Source organism: Streptococcus oralis (assembly GCF_003943395.1).
GTDB lineage: Bacteria > Bacillota > Bacilli > Lactobacillales > Streptococcaceae > Streptococcus > Streptococcus oralis_BF.
Genome location: NZ_RJPJ01000008.1, coordinates 42,989 through 60,514, shown reverse-complemented (window position 1 = coordinate 60,514; position 17,526 = coordinate 42,989). Strand labels below are relative to the sequence as shown.

Annotated in this window: 18 protein-coding genes, 2 pseudogenes and 1 riboswitch; of the genes and pseudogenes, 18 read left to right on the top strand and 2 right to left on the bottom strand. The window is 42.5% G+C overall.

Annotation, left to right across the window (positions count from 1 at the left end; all coding sequences use genetic code 11):
• Genes D8802_RS07185 through thiE form a run of 5 tightly spaced genes read left to right on the top strand, consistent with a single transcriptional unit; the run spans nt 1 to nt 3,310 of the window.
• Nucleotides 1–651: an energy-coupling factor transporter transmembrane component T gene (locus tag D8802_RS07185; protein WP_125395330.1), complete on the top strand. Its 651-nt coding sequence runs from the start codon at nt 1–3 to the stop codon at nt 649–651.
• Nucleotides 652–661: 10 nt separating this feature from the next.
• Nucleotides 662–1,354: a thiaminase II gene (gene tenA, locus D8802_RS07180; protein WP_125395329.1), complete on the top strand. Its 693-nt coding sequence runs from the start codon at nt 662–664 to the stop codon at nt 1,352–1,354.
• A 3-nt stretch (nt 1,355–1,357) separates the two neighbouring features.
• Nucleotides 1,358–1,882, top strand: coding sequence for an energy coupling factor transporter S component ThiW (gene thiW / locus D8802_RS07175; protein WP_109289766.1), 525 nt, complete (start codon nt 1,358–1,360; stop codon nt 1,880–1,882).
• A complete protein-coding gene (gene thiM / locus D8802_RS07170) occupies nt 1,882–2,685 on the top strand; it encodes a hydroxyethylthiazole kinase (RefSeq protein ID WP_125395328.1) in 804 nt (267 codons plus the stop codon). Before thiW ends, thiM begins: the two co-directional genes overlap by 1 nt.
• Nucleotides 2,678–3,310, top strand: a complete 633-nt coding sequence (gene thiE, locus D8802_RS07165) for a thiamine phosphate synthase (RefSeq protein ID WP_125395327.1) — start codon at nt 2,678–2,680, stop codon at nt 3,308–3,310. Before thiM ends, thiE begins: the two co-directional genes overlap by 8 nt.
• A 47-nt stretch (nt 3,311–3,357) precedes the next feature.
• Here thiE and thiD read toward each other — a convergent pair whose 3' ends face one another.
• Nucleotides 3,358–4,149 carry a bifunctional hydroxymethylpyrimidine kinase/phosphomethylpyrimidine kinase gene (gene thiD, locus D8802_RS07160; protein WP_125395326.1) on the bottom strand — a complete coding sequence of 264 codons (792 nt, stop codon included), beginning with the start codon at nt 4,147–4,149 and terminating at the stop codon, nt 3,358–3,360.
• An 84-nt stretch (nt 4,150–4,233) separates the two neighbouring features.
• Nucleotides 4,234–4,332, bottom strand: a riboswitch (TPP riboswitch).
• Nucleotides 4,333–4,515: 183 nt separating this feature from the next.
• Here thiD and D8802_RS07155 point away from each other — a divergent pair.
• The 7 genes from D8802_RS07155 to manA all read left to right on the top strand — a co-directional run bounded on the left by D8802_RS07155 (nt 4,516) and on the right by manA (nt 11,663).
• Nucleotides 4,516–4,911, top strand: coding sequence for a CopY/TcrY family copper transport repressor (locus tag D8802_RS07155; RefSeq protein WP_125395325.1), 396 nt, complete (start codon nt 4,516–4,518; stop codon nt 4,909–4,911).
• A 10-nt stretch (nt 4,912–4,921) separates the two neighbouring features.
• Nucleotides 4,922–5,293: a cupredoxin domain-containing protein gene (locus D8802_RS07150; RefSeq protein WP_049511580.1), complete on the top strand. Its 372-nt coding sequence runs from the start codon at nt 4,922–4,924 to the stop codon at nt 5,291–5,293.
• A 9-nt stretch (nt 5,294–5,302) separates the two neighbouring features.
• Nucleotides 5,303–7,546 (top strand): heavy metal translocating P-type ATPase, encoded by a 2,244-nt coding sequence (locus D8802_RS07145; protein ID WP_125395324.1) that lies wholly within the window; start codon nt 5,303–5,305, stop codon nt 7,544–7,546.
• A 209-nt stretch (nt 7,547–7,755) separates the two neighbouring features.
• Nucleotides 7,756–9,531 (top strand): pyruvate oxidase, encoded by a 1,776-nt coding sequence (spxB, locus tag D8802_RS07140; RefSeq protein WP_125395323.1) that lies wholly within the window; start codon nt 7,756–7,758, stop codon nt 9,529–9,531.
• 110 nt (nt 9,532–9,641) lie between these two features.
• On the top strand, nt 9,642–9,989 hold the full coding sequence (locus tag D8802_RS07135) for a VOC family protein (RefSeq protein ID WP_125395322.1): 348 nt from the start codon (nt 9,642–9,644) through the stop codon (nt 9,987–9,989).
• A 217-nt stretch (nt 9,990–10,206) separates the two neighbouring features.
• Entirely contained in the window at nt 10,207–10,467 is a 261-nt protein-coding gene (locus tag D8802_RS07130; RefSeq protein ID WP_001291473.1) for a SemiSWEET family transporter, read from the top strand.
• 251 nt (nt 10,468–10,718) lie between these two features.
• Nucleotides 10,719–11,663 (top strand): mannose-6-phosphate isomerase, class I, encoded by a 945-nt coding sequence (gene manA / locus D8802_RS07125; protein WP_125395321.1) that lies wholly within the window; start codon nt 10,719–10,721, stop codon nt 11,661–11,663.
• A 40-nt stretch (nt 11,664–11,703) separates the two neighbouring features.
• Here manA and D8802_RS07120 read toward each other — a convergent pair whose 3' ends face one another.
• Nucleotides 11,704–13,044, bottom strand: coding sequence for a sodium-dependent transporter (locus tag D8802_RS07120; RefSeq protein WP_125395320.1), 1,341 nt, complete (start codon nt 13,042–13,044; stop codon nt 11,704–11,706).
• Nucleotides 13,045–13,294: 250 nt separating this feature from the next.
• Between D8802_RS07120 and D8802_RS07115 the strand changes: the two genes are divergently transcribed.
• The 6 genes and pseudogenes from D8802_RS07115 (at nt 13,295) to msrB (ending at nt 17,471) form a co-directional block, all read left to right on the top strand.
• The gene (locus D8802_RS07115) at nt 13,295–14,035 is read left to right on the top strand and encodes a MerR family transcriptional regulator (protein WP_125395319.1); all 741 of its coding nucleotides are present in this window, start codon (nt 13,295–13,297) and stop codon (nt 14,033–14,035) included.
• 17 nt (nt 14,036–14,052) lie between these two features.
• Nucleotides 14,053–14,559 (top strand): annotated as a pseudogene (locus D8802_RS07110) (IS30 family transposase); the annotation flags it as partial.
• A 9-nt stretch (nt 14,560–14,568) separates the two neighbouring features.
• Nucleotides 14,569–14,898, top strand: a pseudogene (locus D8802_RS07105) (GNAT family N-acetyltransferase); the annotation flags it as partial.
• Nucleotides 14,899–15,061: 163 nt separating this feature from the next.
• Nucleotides 15,062–15,772: a thiol-disulfide oxidoreductase-associated membrane protein CcdA2 gene (gene ccdA2 / locus D8802_RS07100; RefSeq protein ID WP_125395318.1), complete on the top strand. Its 711-nt coding sequence runs from the start codon at nt 15,062–15,064 to the stop codon at nt 15,770–15,772.
• Between the two features lie 13 nt (nt 15,773–15,785).
• The gene (locus tag D8802_RS07095; RefSeq protein WP_125395317.1) at nt 15,786–16,349 is read left to right on the top strand and encodes a redoxin family protein; all 564 of its coding nucleotides are present in this window, start codon (nt 15,786–15,788) and stop codon (nt 16,347–16,349) included.
• Nucleotides 16,350–16,358: 9 nt separating this feature from the next.
• Nucleotides 16,359–17,471, top strand: a complete 1,113-nt coding sequence (gene msrB / locus D8802_RS07090; protein ID WP_125395316.1) for a peptide-methionine (R)-S-oxide reductase MsrB — start codon at nt 16,359–16,361, stop codon at nt 17,469–17,471.
• The last annotated feature ends 55 nt before the right edge of the window (nt 17,472–17,526 follow it).

Sequence of the window (17,526 nt, the reverse complement as noted above, 5' to 3'; positions counted from 1 at the left end):
ATGATCAAAGTAGCAACCAAGACACCGATTATTAGTCTTTTCTTGCTGATTTTATCCTTGGAAACATCTTTCCTTCCTTCGATTGCTCTTAATCTTTCGGTAGCCGCATTTTGCATACTCTTCTTGCTCTATCACCGTCGATTTAAAATGTTGGCTTGGATGCTCTTGCTCGCCATTTTGCCATCCTTCGCCAACTACTGGGCAATTCAGTTACATGGGGATGCTTCGCAGGCAGTGATACTTGGAACGAGGGCTTTTGTGACGGTTTGTATAGGTCTTGTCTTTGTTTCTAGTATTTCCCTAAAAGAGCTTCTCTTGTACTTGTCTCAAAAGGGGTTATCGCGCTCTTGGGCCTATGCCTTGATTGTGGTATTCAATGCCTTTCCCCTCATTCAGCAGGAAATCAAGTCTCTCAAGGAAGCTTGCTTATTGCGTGGTCAAAAACTGCATGTTTGGTCTCCCTTGATTTATAGCAAGGTTCTGATGACGGTCTTTAGATGGCGCCATCTTTACCTGAGAGCTCTGTCTGCACATGGATATGACGAACATGCTCAGTTGGAGAATCGCTATCGGACTTTTTATATTTCACAGAGGACAAAATTGATCTACCTACTTTTCTTTTTATTGCTTCAAACCAGTTTATTTCTATAAAGGAGTTATTATGGAATTTACAGATATTGCGATGGAATTATCCAGAGAAGCTTGGCAGGCTTCCTTTCAGCATCCCTTTGTTTTACAGTTACAAGAGGGAACGTTAGAACCTTCTATTTTCCGCTATTACCTGATTCAGGATGCCTACTACCTGAAGTCTTTTTCAGAAGCCTATCACCTCTTGGCTGATAAGACTTCAAACCAAGAGATGAAAAGGCTCTTGAAACAAAATGCCCAGAGTCTAGTGGAGGGTGAATTATTTATCCGTCAACAATTTTTCAAGGAATTAGGAATCAGTGACCAGGAAATGGAGGAGCAACCGATTGCTCCAACCTGTTATCATTACATTTCTCATATTTATCGACAGTTTGCAGAGCCAAACTTGGGCATTGCTTTTGCTAGTTTGCTCCCATGTCCTTGGTTATACCATGATTTGGGCAAGGCACTTAATCGCAAACCATCCCCGAATCCTCTTTATCAGCAGTGGATTGAGACCTATATCACCGATGAATTAGAACAACAGATTAAAGAGGAAGAAGCGCTGGTCAATCAACTCTATCGAGAAAGCGACGAGACAGACAAACAAAAAATGCTAGAGGCCTTCCACAGAAGTGTCCACATGGAAGCCAAGTTTTGGGAGATGGCTTACCAACATCAAACCTGGACGAGTGATTTGCAGTCCTTAGAAAAAGAGAAGAAATAGAAAATGAGAAAGCACCAACTTCAAGTTCACAAATTAACCATTTTATCCATGATGATTGCCCTTGACGTAGTTCTTACACCCATCTTCCGAATCGAGGGAATGGCACCAATGTCTAGTGTAGTCAACATTCTTGCAGGAATTTTGATGGGACCTGTTTATGCCTTGGTCATGGCAACAGTCACAGCCTTTATCCGTATGTCTACTCAAGGCATTCCGCCCTTGGCCCTCACTGGAGCTACCTTTGGAGCCCTCCTTGCAGGTCTCTTTTATAAGTACGGTCGAAAATTTCACTTCTCTGCCCTAGGAGAAATCCTGGGAACAGGGATTATCGGTTCTATTGTTTCCTATCCTGTCATGGTTCTCTTTACGGGATCTGCGGCCAAGCTCAGCTGGTTTATCTATACTCCGCGATTTTTCGGAGCGACCTTGATCGGTACAGCCATAGCTTTTCTTGCCTTTCGATTTTTAATCAAGCAGGAATTCTTTAAAAAAGTACAAGGATATTTCTTTGGTGAAAGGATAGACTGATGCAGGAATTTACAAATCCCTTCCCTCTAACCTACAGCTCCTTGATTCACTGCATCACCAATGAGATTTCTTGTGAGATGCTGGCTAATGGCATTTTGGCTCTGGGATCTAAACCGGTCATGGCAGATGACCCTCGTGAGGTTCTTGATTTTACTAAGCAAAGTCAGGCTCTCTTCATCAATTTGGGGCATTTGTCAGCTGAGAAGGAGAAAGCAATCCGTATGGCAGCTACTTATGCAGCTCAAGCTTGTCTCCCAATGGTAGTAGATGCGGTTGGCGTTGCAGCATCACCCATTCGTAAGGGACTAGTCAGAGATCTTTTAGAATACAAGCCCACGATCCTTAAAGGAAATATGTCAGAAATCCGAAGTCTTGTTGGCTTAAAACACCATGGAGTTGGAGTTGATGCGAGTGCTAAAGATCAAGAAACGGAGGATTTGCTTCAAGTTTTGAAAGACTGGTGTCAGCTTTATCCTGGTATGTCATTTTTAGTCACTGGCCCCAAGGACCTCATCGTTTCGGAGAATCAGGTTGCAATATTGGGAAATGGCTGTGACGAATTAGACTGGATAACAGGGACAGGAGACTTGGTTGGAGCCTTGACAGCCGTTTTTCTCAGCCAAGGAAAGACCGCCTTTGAAGCTTCGTGCTTAGCGGTTTCTTATCTCAATATCGCTGCTGAGAGAATAGTTGTTCAAGGAATGGGATTAGAAGATTTTCGTTACCAAGTTCTCAATCAACTCTCTCTCCTAAAAAGAGACGAAAATTGGCTAGAAGCCATCAAAGGAGATTTTTATGAATAGAGAAGTACTTAAACTGTATCTAGTAACCAATCGCTACCAAGATTCCTTGGAAAATTTTCTTGAAAAAGTCGAGACGGCTTGCCGTTCAGGTGTTACTATAATCCAACTACGAGAAAAAAATCTCACCACCAATCAATACTATCAACTGGCAAAACAAGTCAAGGAAATAACAGATGCCTACCAGGTGCCCTTGATCATCGATGATCGGTTGGATGTCTGTCTTGCAGTCGATGCAGCAGGTTTGCATATCGGCGACGATGAACTACCAGTTTCGGTTGCCCGCAAAGTCTTGGGTCCCGAAAAAATCCTCGGTGTCACTGCTAAAACGGTTAAAAGAGCCCTCGAAGCAGAAACATCGGGTGCGGATTACTTGGGAACAGGAGCCATTTTCCCGACTACGACCAAAGAAAATGCTCCCATCACCCTGATTTCAACCTTGAAAACAATTTGCCAAACGGTCGCTATTCCAGTAGTTGCTATCGGAGGCCTGACGTCAGAGAATATTGACCAACTTATCGGCTCGGGTATAGCTGGAGTAGCTGTCGTACGTGATCTGATGCAGGCAGAAGATATTGAAGCAAAAGCGCATGCCTTTTTAACAAAGCTGGATGACATGATTTCCTAATCAAAAACTCTCTAATTCCCTTAAAGTGGGAACTAGAGAGTTTTTTCTTAATCTTTAAAAGTTGTATGATTGACTGGTCCAGAACCATGTCCGAGTTGAGGAGCGTCTTGGATGGCTTTTGTGATAAAGGCCTTGGCCTTATCAACTGCCTGGTAAAGACTTCTGCCCTTGGCTAGTTCAGCCGTAATCACAGCAGCAAAGGTACATCCAGTACCATGGGTGTGACAAGTTTGAATTCTTGGACTTTCCCAGACAAATTGTTCATCCTTGGTAAAGAGGAAATCCTTGGCACCACCTTCCAGATGGCCACCTTTGATAACAACGGACTGAGGACCAAATTCTTTTATAATCAGGCGACCGGCACGCTGCATGTCTTCGGGGTCATGGATTGAAAAACCAACAATCTCTTCTGCCTCAGGAAGATTGGGCGTGATAATGCTTGCAAGAGGAAGCAGATTCGTTTTTAGGTAGTCTCTGGCACTGGAATCAATCAGGGTGTCGCCACTTGTAGCGACCATAACAGGGTCAAGCACATAGGGACAGTCTAGCTTTTTAAGGTAGGGTTGGATGATCTCCATGATCTCAGTAGTTGCCAACATCCCAGTTTTTACAGCCTGAGGCTTGATATCCGAGAAGACACTATCCAATTGAGCTTCCAGCATTTGGTTGGAGACGTGTTCGATTAATTGAACACCTCTGGTATTTTGAGCGACAAGGCTGGTCACAACGGCCATTCCATAGACATCTCTAGCTTGGAATGACTTTAAATCAGCCATAATGCCAGCACCGCCACTAGGGTCAGTTCCTGCAATGGTTAGAGCAACGGGTAAATAAGTCATCTAAAACCTCCCAACCAACTGAAGTTTGTATTCTTAAGAACAAGCTAGTCTGTTTCAGGAAAGTAATAGAAGACCAGCTAGTCCTCATCATCATTTCCACTTCCATCAGCTAGCATTACCTAGATTGAGTCAAAGGGATCTAACAGTCGTTAATCTCAGCTTTACGCACCCCTAGTGGTTGTTTTCTTTTTTCTACAGTATAGCATATTTTTATAGTTTATATAGTAAAATTTGACTGCAAATCTCTCGTTACATGATTAGAATTCTATTTTTCGAAAAAATAATAAAAATTATAGTTGACAAATGTAGATTTTGAGAGTATACTAAGAGCTATAATTGACAAATGTAGATTTTGGAGGTGTGCTGATGCAGATTTCAGATGCAGAATGGCAGGTTATGAAGATTATTTGGATGCAGGGTGAACAGACCAGTAGGGATTTGATCAGGGTTCTGGCAGAGCGGTTTGACTGGTCCAAGTCTACAGTTCAGACCCTTTTGGCTCGTTTGGTTGAGAAAGAGTGTTTGACTAGAAAAAAAGAAGGCAAGTCCTTTGTTTATTCAGCCCTTTTAACACTGGATCAAAGTCGAGACTTGCTTGTTCAAGATATCAAGGACAAGGTTTGTTCTCGTAGGATTAAGAACTTGTTGGCTGATTTGATTGTCGAATGTGATTTCACTTTGTCTGACTTGAAAGACTTGGAAGCTGTGATTTCTGAGAAAAAAGCTAGCGCAGCTGCTGAAGTAAAATGTAATTGTATGTAAAGGAGACGTCATGTTAAATAGTATTGTAACCATTATTTGTATTGCCCTTATCGCGTTTATCTTGTTTTGGTTTTTCAAAAAGCCTGAAAAATCTGGACAAAAGGCCCAGCAAAAAAAGGGCTACCAAGAGATTCGAGTGGAGGTCATGGGGGGCTATACGCCTGAGTTGATTATCCTCAAGAAATCAGTGCCAGCCCGCATTGTCTTTGATCGCAAGGACCCGTCACCCTGTCTAGATCAGATCGTCTTTCCAGACTTTGGTGTGCATGCGGATCTTCCTATGGGTGAAGAGTATGTAGTGGAAATCACGCCTGAGCAGGCTGGAGAATTTGGCTTTGCATGTGGCATGAATATGATGCACGGCAAGATGATTGTAGAGTAGGAGGAGATGATGACAGAAATTGTGAAAGCAAGCCTAGAAAATGGCATTCAAAAAATCCGTATCCGAGCTGAAAAAGGCTATCATCCAGCCCATATTCAGCTTCAAAAAGGGATTCCAGCTGAGATAACTTTTCATCGTGTGACGCCATCAAACTGTTACAAGGAAATTCTTTTTGAAGAAGAAGGAATTCTAGAACCAATCGGACTAGATGAGGAAAAGGTGATTCGTTTTACACCTCAAGAGTTGGGTGAGCATGAATTCTCATGTGGTATGAAGATGCAGAAGGGAAGTTATACCGTAGTTGAGAAGACTCGAAAATCTTTGTCACTTTTACAGCGTTTTTGGATTACTAGTATCTTTACTGTGCCTCTTGTGATTCTCATGATTGGGATGTTGACAGGCAGCATTAGTCACCAAGTCATGCATTGGGGAACCTTTCTAGCCACAACACCTATCATGCTAGTGGCCGGTGGTCCTTATATTCAGAGTGCTTGGGCCAGCTTTAAAAAGCACAATGCCAACATGGATACCTTGGTTGCTCTGGGAACCCTAGTGGCCTATCTCTATAGCCTAGTTGCCCTCTTTACTGGGCTTCCTGTTTACTTTGAAAGTGCTGGTTTTATCCTCTTCTTCGTTCTTTTGGGGGCGGTTTTTGAGGAAAAAATGCGGAAAAATACTTCCCAAGCTGTAGAGAAACTACTGGATTTGCAGGCTAAAACAGCAGAAGTCTTGCGTGAAGATAGCTATGTTCAAGTTCCCTTGGAGCAAGTCAAGGTAGGCGACCTGATTCGAGTAAGGCCAGGTGAAAAGATTGCTGTTGATGGCGTCGTAGTCGAAGGTGTGTCCAGTATTGACGAATCCATGGTGACAGGTGAGAGTCTGCCAGTGGACAAAACAGTTGGAGATCCCGTTATTGGCTCAACCATCAATAATAGTGGAACGCTTGTTTTTAGGGCAGAAAAAGTTGGTTCAGAGACTGTTTTGGCACAGATTGTGGACTTTGTGAAGAAAGCCCAGACCAGCCGTGCACCGATTCAGGACTTGACGGATAAGATTTCAGGGATTTTTGTCCCAGCAGTTGTCATTTTAGGAATCGTGACCTTTTGGGTGTGGTTCGTCTTGCTTAGGGATAGTGTAGTTGTGCTTGGAGCGAGCTTTGTGTCTTCGCTTCTCTATGGAGTAGCAGTTCTGATTATTGCCTGCCCTTGTGCCTTGGGTCTTGCAACACCGACAGCTCTTATGGTGGGGACAGGTCGCAGTGCCAAGATGGGGGTTCTCCTCAAAAATGGAACGGTTCTACAGGAAATCCAGAAAGTTCAAACTATTGTCTTTGATAAGACCGGGACTTTGACGGAAGGGAAACCTGTGGTCACAGATATCATCGGTGACGAAGTAGAAGTGCTTGGATTGGCAGCATCCTTGGAAGAAGCTTCCCAACACCCTCTGGCTCAAGCTATTGTCAAAAGAGCGAGTGAAGCTGGACTTGAGATTCAAACTGTTGAAAATTTCCAAGCCTTACACGGAAAAGGTGTCTCAGGGAAAATAGCTGGGAAACAAGTCTTACTTGGAAATGCTAAAATGTTAGATGGTATGGATATTTCAAGCACTTATCAAGAAAAACTAGAAGAACTCGAAAAAGAAGCTAAGACAGTTGTCTACTTGGCTGTTAACAATGAAATAAAAGGCTTGCTTGCCCTGCAAGATATTCCCAAGGAAAATGCCAAGCTTGCCATCAGTCAGTTGAAAAAACGAGGTCTTAAAACAGTCATGCTGACAGGGGATAATGCTGGCGTGGCGCGTGCTATTGCCGATCAGATCGGAATCGAAGAGGTCATTGCAGGCGTCCTACCAGAAGAAAAAGCGCATGAAATCCATCAACTACAACAGGCTGGTAAAGTAGCCTTTATCGGAGATGGTATCAATGATGCGCCAGCCCTCAGTGTAGCAGATGTTGGGATTGCCATGGGCGCAGGAACCGATATTGCTATTGAGTCGGCAGGGATTGTTCTTACTCACAATGATTTGACAGGAGTGGTTCGTGCCTTTGATATGAGTAAGAGAACCTTCAATCGTATCTTGCTCAATCTCTTCTGGGCCTTTATCTACAATGTCGCCGGAATTCCGATTGCAGCAGGAGTATTTTCAGGAATTGGTCTGGTGCTCAACCCAGAACTGGCAGGTCTTGCTATGGCCTTTAGTTCTGTATCTGTTTTGACCAGTTCACTCATGCTAAACGTTAGCAAAATAGATTAAAAGCGGGTTTACCGCTTTTTTATTATAAAACAGTTTTCTGAAGCGTTTCCAGTCTGTGCTGTAATAGAGAATAAAAACTTCTGAGCACATTCTTAGGAGACCCAAAACAAATGTGGTAAAGTAGTAGAGTAAAAATTTGCTGAAACGTTTCCAATTAGTATATGAAAACGGATTTATCAAGTTTTAAAAATATTTGAAGGAGAGTTATTATGACTCAAGGGAAAATTACTGCATCTGCAGCAATGCTCAACGTATTGAAGACATGGGGCGTAGATACTATCTACGGTATCCCATCAGGAACACTTAGCTCACTCATGGATGCTTTGGCTGAAGACAAAGATATCCGCTTCTTGCAAGTTCGCCACGAAGAAACAGGTGCTCTTGCAGCGGTGATGCAAGCTAAATTCGGCGGCTCAATCGGGGTTGCTGTTGGTTCAGGTGGTCCAGGTGCGACTCACTTGATTAACGGTGTTTACGATGCAGCTATGGATAACACTCCATTCCTTGCTATCCTTGGATCACGTCCTGTTAACGAACTCAATATGGATGCCTTCCAAGAATTGAACCAAAACCCAATGTACAACGGTATCGCTGTTTACAACAAACGTGTAGCTTACGCTGAGCAATTACCAAAAGTAATCGACGAAGCTTGCCGTGCTGCAGTTTCTAAAAAGGGTCCAGCTGTTGTTGAAATTCCAGTGAACTTCGGTTTCCAAGAAATCGACGAAAACTCATACTACGGTTCAGGTTCTTACGAGCGTTCATTCATCGCTCCTGCCTTGAACGAAGCTGAAATCGACAAAGCGGTTGAAATCTTGAACAATGCTGAACGTCCAGTTATCTACGCTGGTTACGGTGGTGTCAAAGCTGGTGAAGTGATCACTGAATTGTCACGTAAAATCAAAGCACCAATCATCACAACTGGTAAAAACTTTGAAGCTTTCGAATGGAACTACGAAGGGTTGACAGGTTCTGCTTACCGTGTTGGTTGGAAACCAGCCAACGAAGTGGTCTTTGAAGCAGACACTGTTCTTTTCCTTGGATCAAACTTCCCATTTGCTGAAGTTTACGAAGCCTTCAAGAACACTGAAAAATTCATCCAAGTTGACATCGATCCATACAAACTTGGTAAACGTCATGCCCTTGACGCTTCTATCCTTGGTGACGCAGGTCAAGCAGCGAAAGCTATCCTTGATAAAGTAAACCCAGTTGAGTCTACTCCATGGTGGCGTGCAAACGTTAAGAACAACCAAAACTGGCGTGATTACATGAACAAACTCGAAGGTAAAACTGAGGGTGAATTGCAATTGTATCAAGTTTACAATGCAATCAACAAACATGCTGACCAAGACGCTATCTACTCAATCGACGTAGGTGACACTACTCAAACATCTACTCGTCACCTTCACATGACACCTAAGAACATGTGGCGTACATCTCCACTCTTTGCGACAATGGGTATTGCCCTTCCTGGTGGTATCGCTGCTAAGAAAGACAATCCAGATCGCCAAGTATGGAACATCATGGGTGACGGTGCATTCAACATGTGCTACCCAGACGTGATCACAAACGTTCAATACGACCTTCCAGTTATCAACGTTGTCTTCTCAAATGGTAAATATGCCTTCATCAAGGACAAATACGAAGACACAAACAAACACTTGTTTGGTTGTGACTTCCCTAACGCGGACTACGCGAAAATCGCTGAAGCCCAAGGTGCTGTTGGATTTACAGTTGACCGTATCGAAGACATTGACGCAGTCGTTGCAGAAGCTGTTAAACTCAACAAAGAAGGTAAAACTGTTGTCATCGATGCTCGCATCACGCAACACCGTCCACTTCCAGTAGAAGTACTTGAACTCGATCCAAAACTTCACTCAGAAGAAGCGATCAAAGCCTTCAAGGAAAAATACGAAGCAGAAGAACTCGTACCATTCCGCCTCTTCTTGGAAGAAGAAGGATTGCAATCACGCGCAATCAAATAATTCCTCTCGTGGAAAATCAAATATAAACGTTGTAGATTTTATTCTTTGATTTTCTTAGAGCAGAACTTGAAAAGATCGGAGCAATCCGGTCTTTTTCTGGAGGATAGTAAATGAATTTAAATCAATTAGATATCATCGTTTCAAATGTTCCCCAGGTCTGTGCTGACTTGGAGCGTATTTTGGATAAAAAAGCCGATTATGTTGACGACAGTTTTGCTCAGTTCACGATTGGCAGTCATTGTCTCATGTTGTCTCAAAATCATTTGATTTCTTTGGCAAACTTTCAGTCAGGAATCATTCTTCACATCGAGGTTGAGGATCTAAATCAGAACTACCAACGATTGAAAGAAATTGGTGTCGAGATTTTACACGGTCCTTGTGAAACGGATTGGGGAACAGAATCCTTGCTTGTAAAAGGTCCAGCTGGTTTAGTGCTTGATTTTTATCGTATGAAGTAGGACGCGTAGTCATTTGACGTTAACCATAATGATTCTTAAAAAAGAATGTGCGCATATGAACTATTAAAAGATCGGAGCAATCCGGTCTTTTTCTGTTTCCTCTTTCTTATCACAAGATTGTGATAGTTTACATCTTTATAACAAAAGCTTCAAAGTCTTGATTGTTTTGAAAAAAGATTATAAAATATGATTCATAAAAATGAAAGAGGTTTTGAAAATGTCTGAAAAACAAATGAAAATTTTGGGTTGGGTAGCGACCTTCATGTCTGTTATGATGTATGTCTCTTACTTCCCACAAATCATGAACAACCTGGCTGGTCAAAAAGGCAACTTCATCCAACCCTTAGTCGCAGCCATCAACTGTAGTCTATGGGTTTATTACGGCTTGTTCAAAAAGGAAAGAGATATCCCCCTTGCGGCTGCTAATGCGCCAGGTATCGTTTTTGGCCTAGTGACGGCTATCACGGCTTTGATTTAAAAGGAGACTGGTTTCAGCCTGTTTTCTAGCAAAGTATAGTCTTAAGTGAAAATTTTATGGTGAGTTGAGGAAAACAGCCTATTGACAGCGAGCTTTCTGAGTGTTGCTTTAGAGGTTCCTCTATCAAGTAAAAGATTATTTCGTTACTATTTTTATAAAATCTTCTCCCTACTTTATAATGTGTGAAAAAGAGTTCAATTAGACTTGTCTTTTTGCTATAATGAAGTGAGAAACATAGACAGGAGATCAAGATGTCAGAACCATTATTTTTACAATCAGTCATGCAAGAAAAAATCTGGGGTGGAACCAAGCTACGTGATGAGTTTGGCTATGACATTCCAAGTGAAAAAATTGGAGAATACTGGGCCATCTCAGCCCACCCAAATGGGGTTTCAAAGGTCGCTAATGGGCGCTTTGAGGGAACAGATCTAGCTACTTTGTATGCGGAGCACCGAGAATTGTTTGGTAACCGTCCAGAACCTGTGTTTCCACTCTTGACCAAGATTCTCGATGCCAACGACTGGCTCAGTGTCCAAGTTCACCCAGACGATGCCTATGGATTAGAACATGAAGGCGAGCTCGGAAAAACAGAGTGCTGGTACATCATCGCTGCAGACGAAGGTTCTGAGATTATCTATGGCCATAATGCCAAGTCAAAAGAAGAACTCCGCAAGCAAATCGAGGACAAGAACTGGGATGCCTTGCTGACAAAAGTGCCTGTCAAGGCTGGAGATTTCTTCTATGTGCCGAGTGGTACCATGCACGCTATCGGGGCGGGTATCTTGATTCTTGAAACCCAGCAGTCTAGCGATACCACCTATCGTGTCTATGACTTTGACCGTAAGGACGACAAGGGCAACTTGCGTGAACTTCACCTTGAAAAATCCATTGATGTTTTAAACATTGGAGAGCCTGCTAATAGCCGTCCTGTAACTATCAAAGCTGATGATTTACGTTCCACTCTCCTTGTTTCTAATGATTTCTTCGCAGTTTACAAGTGGGAAATCACTGGAAAAGTTGACTTTGAGAAGACAGCTGACTACAGCTTGTTTAGTGTCTTGGCTGGTCAAGGTCACCTCACTGTTGACGGGAAAAACTATCCAATCCAAAAAGGTAGCCACTTTATCCTACCAAGTGATGTTGAAGCTTGGAGCCTAGAAGGACAAGATTTGGAATTGATTGTTAGCCATCCATAAAAAAGAAAGGGCCTGAGTTCATTACTCAAGTCCTTTTTGATTACATAAATTGGGCGATAAAGACCACAATGATGATGATTGGAATGATAAAGCGAAGAAGGAAGAGCCAGACTTGGAAAAGTCCCTGTTTCCATGCTCTTTCATCAAGGTGTAGTTCCTCCATGGCAAGAGCCTTCTTAAAAATGTAGCCTGTAAAAAGTGACAGGCAGAGAGCTCCAAATGGCATGAGAAGATTGGAAACTAAGAAATCCATAGCATCAAAGAAAGTCTTCCCAAAGATGTGAACATCTGCCATAGCTCCATAGGATAGGGCTGAAGGAATACCAAAGATAAAGGTCAAGATTCCTAAAATAGCACTCCATTTAGCACGCTTGCGGTTGTCCTGATTGGTGATATTTCCCACATTGATTTCCAGCATCACGACAGAGGAAGTAACCGTCGCAAATAGGAAGAGCAAGAGGAAAAGGATGTAGAAAATAGTTCCAAAAGGCATCTTGTCAAAGAGTTGAGGCAAGACGATAAAGAGCAGGCTTGGTCCCCCTTCAGACTGGATATTGAAGGCTGACATGGCTGGGAAAATGGCTAGTCCTGCCATGATGGATACCGAGATGTTCATGGCTACGATGGAAATCCCTGATTGGACTAGATTGGTTTTCTTATCGAGATAAGAAGCATAGGTTAGCATGGCTGTAACCCCTAGTGAGAGGGCAAAGAAAGATTGTCCCAGAGCATAGAGGAGACCTGCACTGGTCAGTTTTGAAAAGTCTGGTTTGAGGAAGTAGAGAACGCCTTCCATGGCATTTGGCAAGCTGAGCGAGCGCCCAATGATCACGACAAAGATGATAAAGAGCAGAGGCATCATGACTTTCGAGGCTCTTTCAATCCCTTTTTGAACCCCACGTGATACAATAAAGATATTCAATAAGATAAAGGCTGCTTGAGCTCCTAGGGCAATGGCTGGATTTGAAATGATTGAAGTAAATAACTGAGCATAATCACCCGTTCCGCCAAGTTGGAACAATTTCCCAAACTCAATACCCAGATAGACTAAAATCCAACCTCCGATGACACTGTAAAAGGAGAGAAGGATAAAGAGGGCAAAGGCACCAATCCAACCGATAAAGTTGTACTTGTTATTCTTGCCTAGTTTTCCAAAGGTTTTGATAGCGGAAACGCCAGCACTACGGCCTAGGGCAAACTCAGCCAGCAGGAGCGGGAAACCGATTAAAATAGTGGAGATGAGAAAGACCAGTAAAAAGCCTCCACCGCCATTATCAGCAGTCATGTAGGGGAACTTCCAAACGGCACCAAGCCCGATGGCTGAGCCAGCAGATGCTAGAATAAAGCCTAGTTTCGATCCCCATTGCGATTTTTCTGACATAGTTGAAACTCCGATCTCCTTTTTTAAAATAAGAAAAGGCTACTTGAGTTGTCAAATAGCCTTCTCTCAATGGCTCTTTACGAGCCTTCTGTTTGATTGATAGACTTGACTATCCTATCATGTTTTCTAAGGTCTGTCAAGAAAACCATTTTCAAGTTTTCACACCTTTCTCAAAAAGTTAAAAATTTCGCAAAAACACTTGACTCTGACCTAAGGGGAGGGGATATACTATGATTGTAAGGAGGAAATCATGTACCATATAAAAGAAGCTGCGCAGCTTTCAGGTGTCTCTGTCAAGACCCTGCACCACTATGACAAGATAGGACTTTTGGTCCCCTTAAAGTCGGAAAACGGCTATCGAACCTACAGTCAGGAGGATTTGGAAAGACTTCAGGTTATTCTTTACTACAAATATCTAGGCTTTTCTTTAGAAAAAATAGCAGAGCTATTAAAGGGAGAAACATCAGATTTATTGCCTCATTTGACCAGGCAGTTGGACTATTTGACCCAAGAAAGAGAACATCTGGATACCTTGATTTCCACCTTGCAAAAAACCATTCAAGAACAAAAAGGAGAAATAAAAATGACGATTGAGGAAAAATTCACTGGATTTAGCTATCAAGACAATCAAAAATACCACCAAGAGGCGGTAGAGAAATATGGACAAGAAGTCATGGACCAGGCTCTTGAGCGTCAAAAAGGTCGCGAAGACGAGTCTACGGCCGCCTTTAACCAAGTTTTTCAAGCTTTAGCTCAAAACCTTAAAAATGGACTAGCTGCAACAGCAGCCGAAAATCAAGAAGAAGCTACTAAACTCTTGCAAGCCATCCGTACTTATGGATTTGACTGCTCTATTGAGGTATTCGGTCATATCGGTAAAGGTTACGTCTATAACCCAGAGTTTAAGGAAAACATTGACAAGTTTGGACTTGGCACAGCCCAGTACACGTCAGATGTCATTGCGGCTTACGTTCAGACAAATGCAGAATAATAGGCTAGGAATTTCCTATTTCTCATACCATTCATGAAAGACCCGAAGAAGCAAACAAGTGAACTAGGATCGGTGATTGGGAAACAGATACGGTTGCAGGGAAAACTGGAAAAGCTTGTTTAGTGACTCTAACGGATCGCTATTCTCGTTTTCTAAAAATCCAGAAGATAGCTGTCAAGAAAAGCAAGTTGGTGATAGAAGCTATGGTAAAAATGTTGGCGCCCTTGCCGGAAGAAACCGTCACTCCAGATAGAGGAAAAGAATTCACGAAGCATCAGGACTTGACCGACAAATTAAAGGTAGAAGTCTGTTTTCCAGATCCTCATGCGCCTTGGCAACGAGGAACAAATGAGAATACTAATGGATTACTACGAGAATATTTTCCCAAAGGGAGCGACTTAACATTCATTGACGAGCACACCATTCAGCTGTGGGAGAATAAACTAAATAATAGGCCACGAAAGTGTCTCAACTGCAAAACACCTTATGAAGTTTTCTATGAAGAAAATGTGCACTTAGTTTGACAATTCAGGATTAAAGAAAACCCAGAGCAAGTGATAGGAGATATCAGCGTCGTTGAGATGAATGAGCCTGATTCAAGTTGTGAAATTGGGTATGTTTTAGGAAAAAACTATTGGGGCCGAGGTTTGATGACGGAGGTCTTGAAAGCTGTCTTAAACTTCTGTTTTACTCAAGCAGGATTTCAAAAGATTAGAGCAAGATACGTCAGTCTCAACCCAGCTTCAGGTCGTGTGATGGAAAAAGCGGGGATGTCCTATCTTAAGACGGTTGCCAATGGTGTAGAGAGAAAAGACTACGTTGCGAACCTTATTTATTATCAGATAAGCAGGGAAGACAGGTGATTTTCTTTTCTGTTTCTATCAAAGTCAGACCTTGTCTGGCTTTTTTTGTAGAAGGTTTCTAAATAAACTGATTAAATTCCTATTTTTCCCTATCATTGTCCCTGTTTTTTCTTAGAGTTGGGAATTATAATAGACTTATCAAAAGAAAGAAGGGTGAAAAGGTATGGACAATGTATTCTTTTTTATCAGTGTTTTTCTTGCTGGAATCCTTTCCTTCTTTTCTCCTTGTATTTTACCCTTGTTGCCAGTCTATGCGGGGGTCTTACTTGATGACAAAGATGGTGCTCAGGCTTCTAGTGGAAAATTTTCAATCTCACTTGTTAGTTTATTGCGAACTCTGGCTTTTATAGCGGGGATTTCTTTTATCTTTATCTTACTGGGCTATGGAGCTGGTTTTTTAGGCAATTTGCTGTATGCTTCTTGGTTTCAGTATGTGACGGGTGCGATTATCATTCTCTTGGGCTTGCACCAGATGGAAGTCTTACATTTGCAGGGGCTTTACAAGGAAAGAAGGCTACAATTAAAGAGACAGGGACAAAAGGGTAATGGCTATAGTCAGGCATTTTTACTGGGGTTGACCTTTAGTTTTGCTTGGACGCCATGTGTGGGACCAGTTTTGGGCTCTGTTTTGGCTTTGGCGGCTTCAGGTGGTTCAGGAGCTTGGCAGGGAGCTGGTCTCATGTTGGTTTACACGCTGGGATTGGCGCTACCATTTTTGGTTCTAGCTCTCGCCTCCAGCTATGTTTTGAAACATTTCCGAAAACTCCATCCTTACCTCGGAACCCTCAAGAAAGTGGGTGGTTTCCTCATTATCCTGATGGGAATCTTGGTGCTTTTGGGGAATGCTTCCATTTTGACTACATTATTTGAATAGAGAGGAAGAAGAAATGAAAAAATGGCAAACATGTCTCCTTGGAGTAGGCTCAGTCTGTTGCTTGGCAGCCTGTTCGGCAAAAAACATGTCAGACGAGTCTACTATGAAGGAGCAATCCAAAACAGAACAAGTCAGCTCGCAAACTGCGACTAAAGGTCAGGAAGTCGCTGATTTTGAACTAACAGGTGTAGATGGCAAGACCTATCGTTTGTCTGATTACAAGGGCAAGAAAGTCTATCTCAAATTCTGGGCTTCTTGGTGTTCCATCTGTCTAGCCAGCCTTCCAGATACGGATGAAATTGCTAAAGAAGCTGGTGATGACTATGTGGTCTTGACAGTGGTGTCTCCTGGTCACAAGGGTGAGCAAGCGGAAGCTGACTTTAAAAACTGGTACAAGGGCTTAGATTATAAAAATTTTCCAGTTCTAATTGATCCATCAGGTAAACTCTTGGAAAGTTATGGTGTCCGTTCTTACCCAACCCAAGCCTTTATAGACAAGGAAGGCAAGCTGGTCAAAACGCAACCAGGTTTTATGGATAAGGATATGATTTTAAAAACATTAAAGGAAATGGGGTAGAGAAAGTCCATGAATGATAAAATAAAACTTTTTGTCTTGGCAGGGGTCATTCTCCTAGCCCTAACCGGTTTTTATTTTCTATTGATGCGAAATGCAGGGCAGACAGATAGTTCGCAAATTGAGAAAGCATCAGTTAGCCAAGGAGAAAAAACAATGAAAAAAACAAAAATTAACAAAGACGCAGACTTGCACGAAATTTATCTAGCTGGGGGATGTTTCTGGGGAGTGGAGGAATACTTCTCACGCGTTTCCGGAGTGACAGATGCCGTTTCAGGCTATGCAAACGGTAGAGGGGAAACAACCAAGTACGAATTGATTAACCAAACAGGACATGCAGAGACTGTCCATGTCACCTATGACGCCAAGCAAATTTCCCTCAAGGAAATCCTGCTTCATTACTTCCGCATTATCAATCCAACCAGCAAAAATAAACAAGGAAATGATGTGGGTACTCAGTACCGTACTGGCGTTTATTACACAGATGAGAAGGATTTAGAGGTAATCAATCAAGTCTTTGATGAGGTGGCTAAGAAATACGACCAACCTTTGGCAGTTGAAAAGGAAAACTTGAAGAATTTTGTGGTGGCGGAGGATTATCACCAAGACTACCTCAAGAAAAATCCAAATGGCTACTGTCATATCAATGTCAATCAGGCTGCCTATCCCGTCATCGATGCCAGCAAATATCCTAAACCAAGCGATGAAGAGTTGAAAAAGACCTTGTCACCTGAGGAGTATGCAGTTACCCAGAAAAATCAAACAGAACGAGCTTTTTCAAACCGCTACTGGGATAAATTTGAATCTGGTATCTATGTGGATGTCGCCACTGGCGAACCCCTCTTTTCATCAAAGGACAAGTTTGAGTCTGGTTGTGGTTGGCCTAGTTTCACCCAACCAATCAGTCCAGATGTTGCCACCTACAAGGAAGATAAGTCTTACAATATGACGCGCATGGAAGTAAGAAGCCGAGTTGGAGATTCTCACCTTGGTCATGTCTTTACGGATGGACCAGAGGACAAGGGGGGCTTACGCTACTGTATCAATAGTCTCTCTATCCGCTTTATTCCCAAAGACCAAATGGCAGAAAAGGGCTATGCTTATTTACTAGATTATGTAGATTAAGAAGTCTTTCCTAAGCAGTTAGAGGAGAATTTTGCTATACTGATACTAGTAAGTG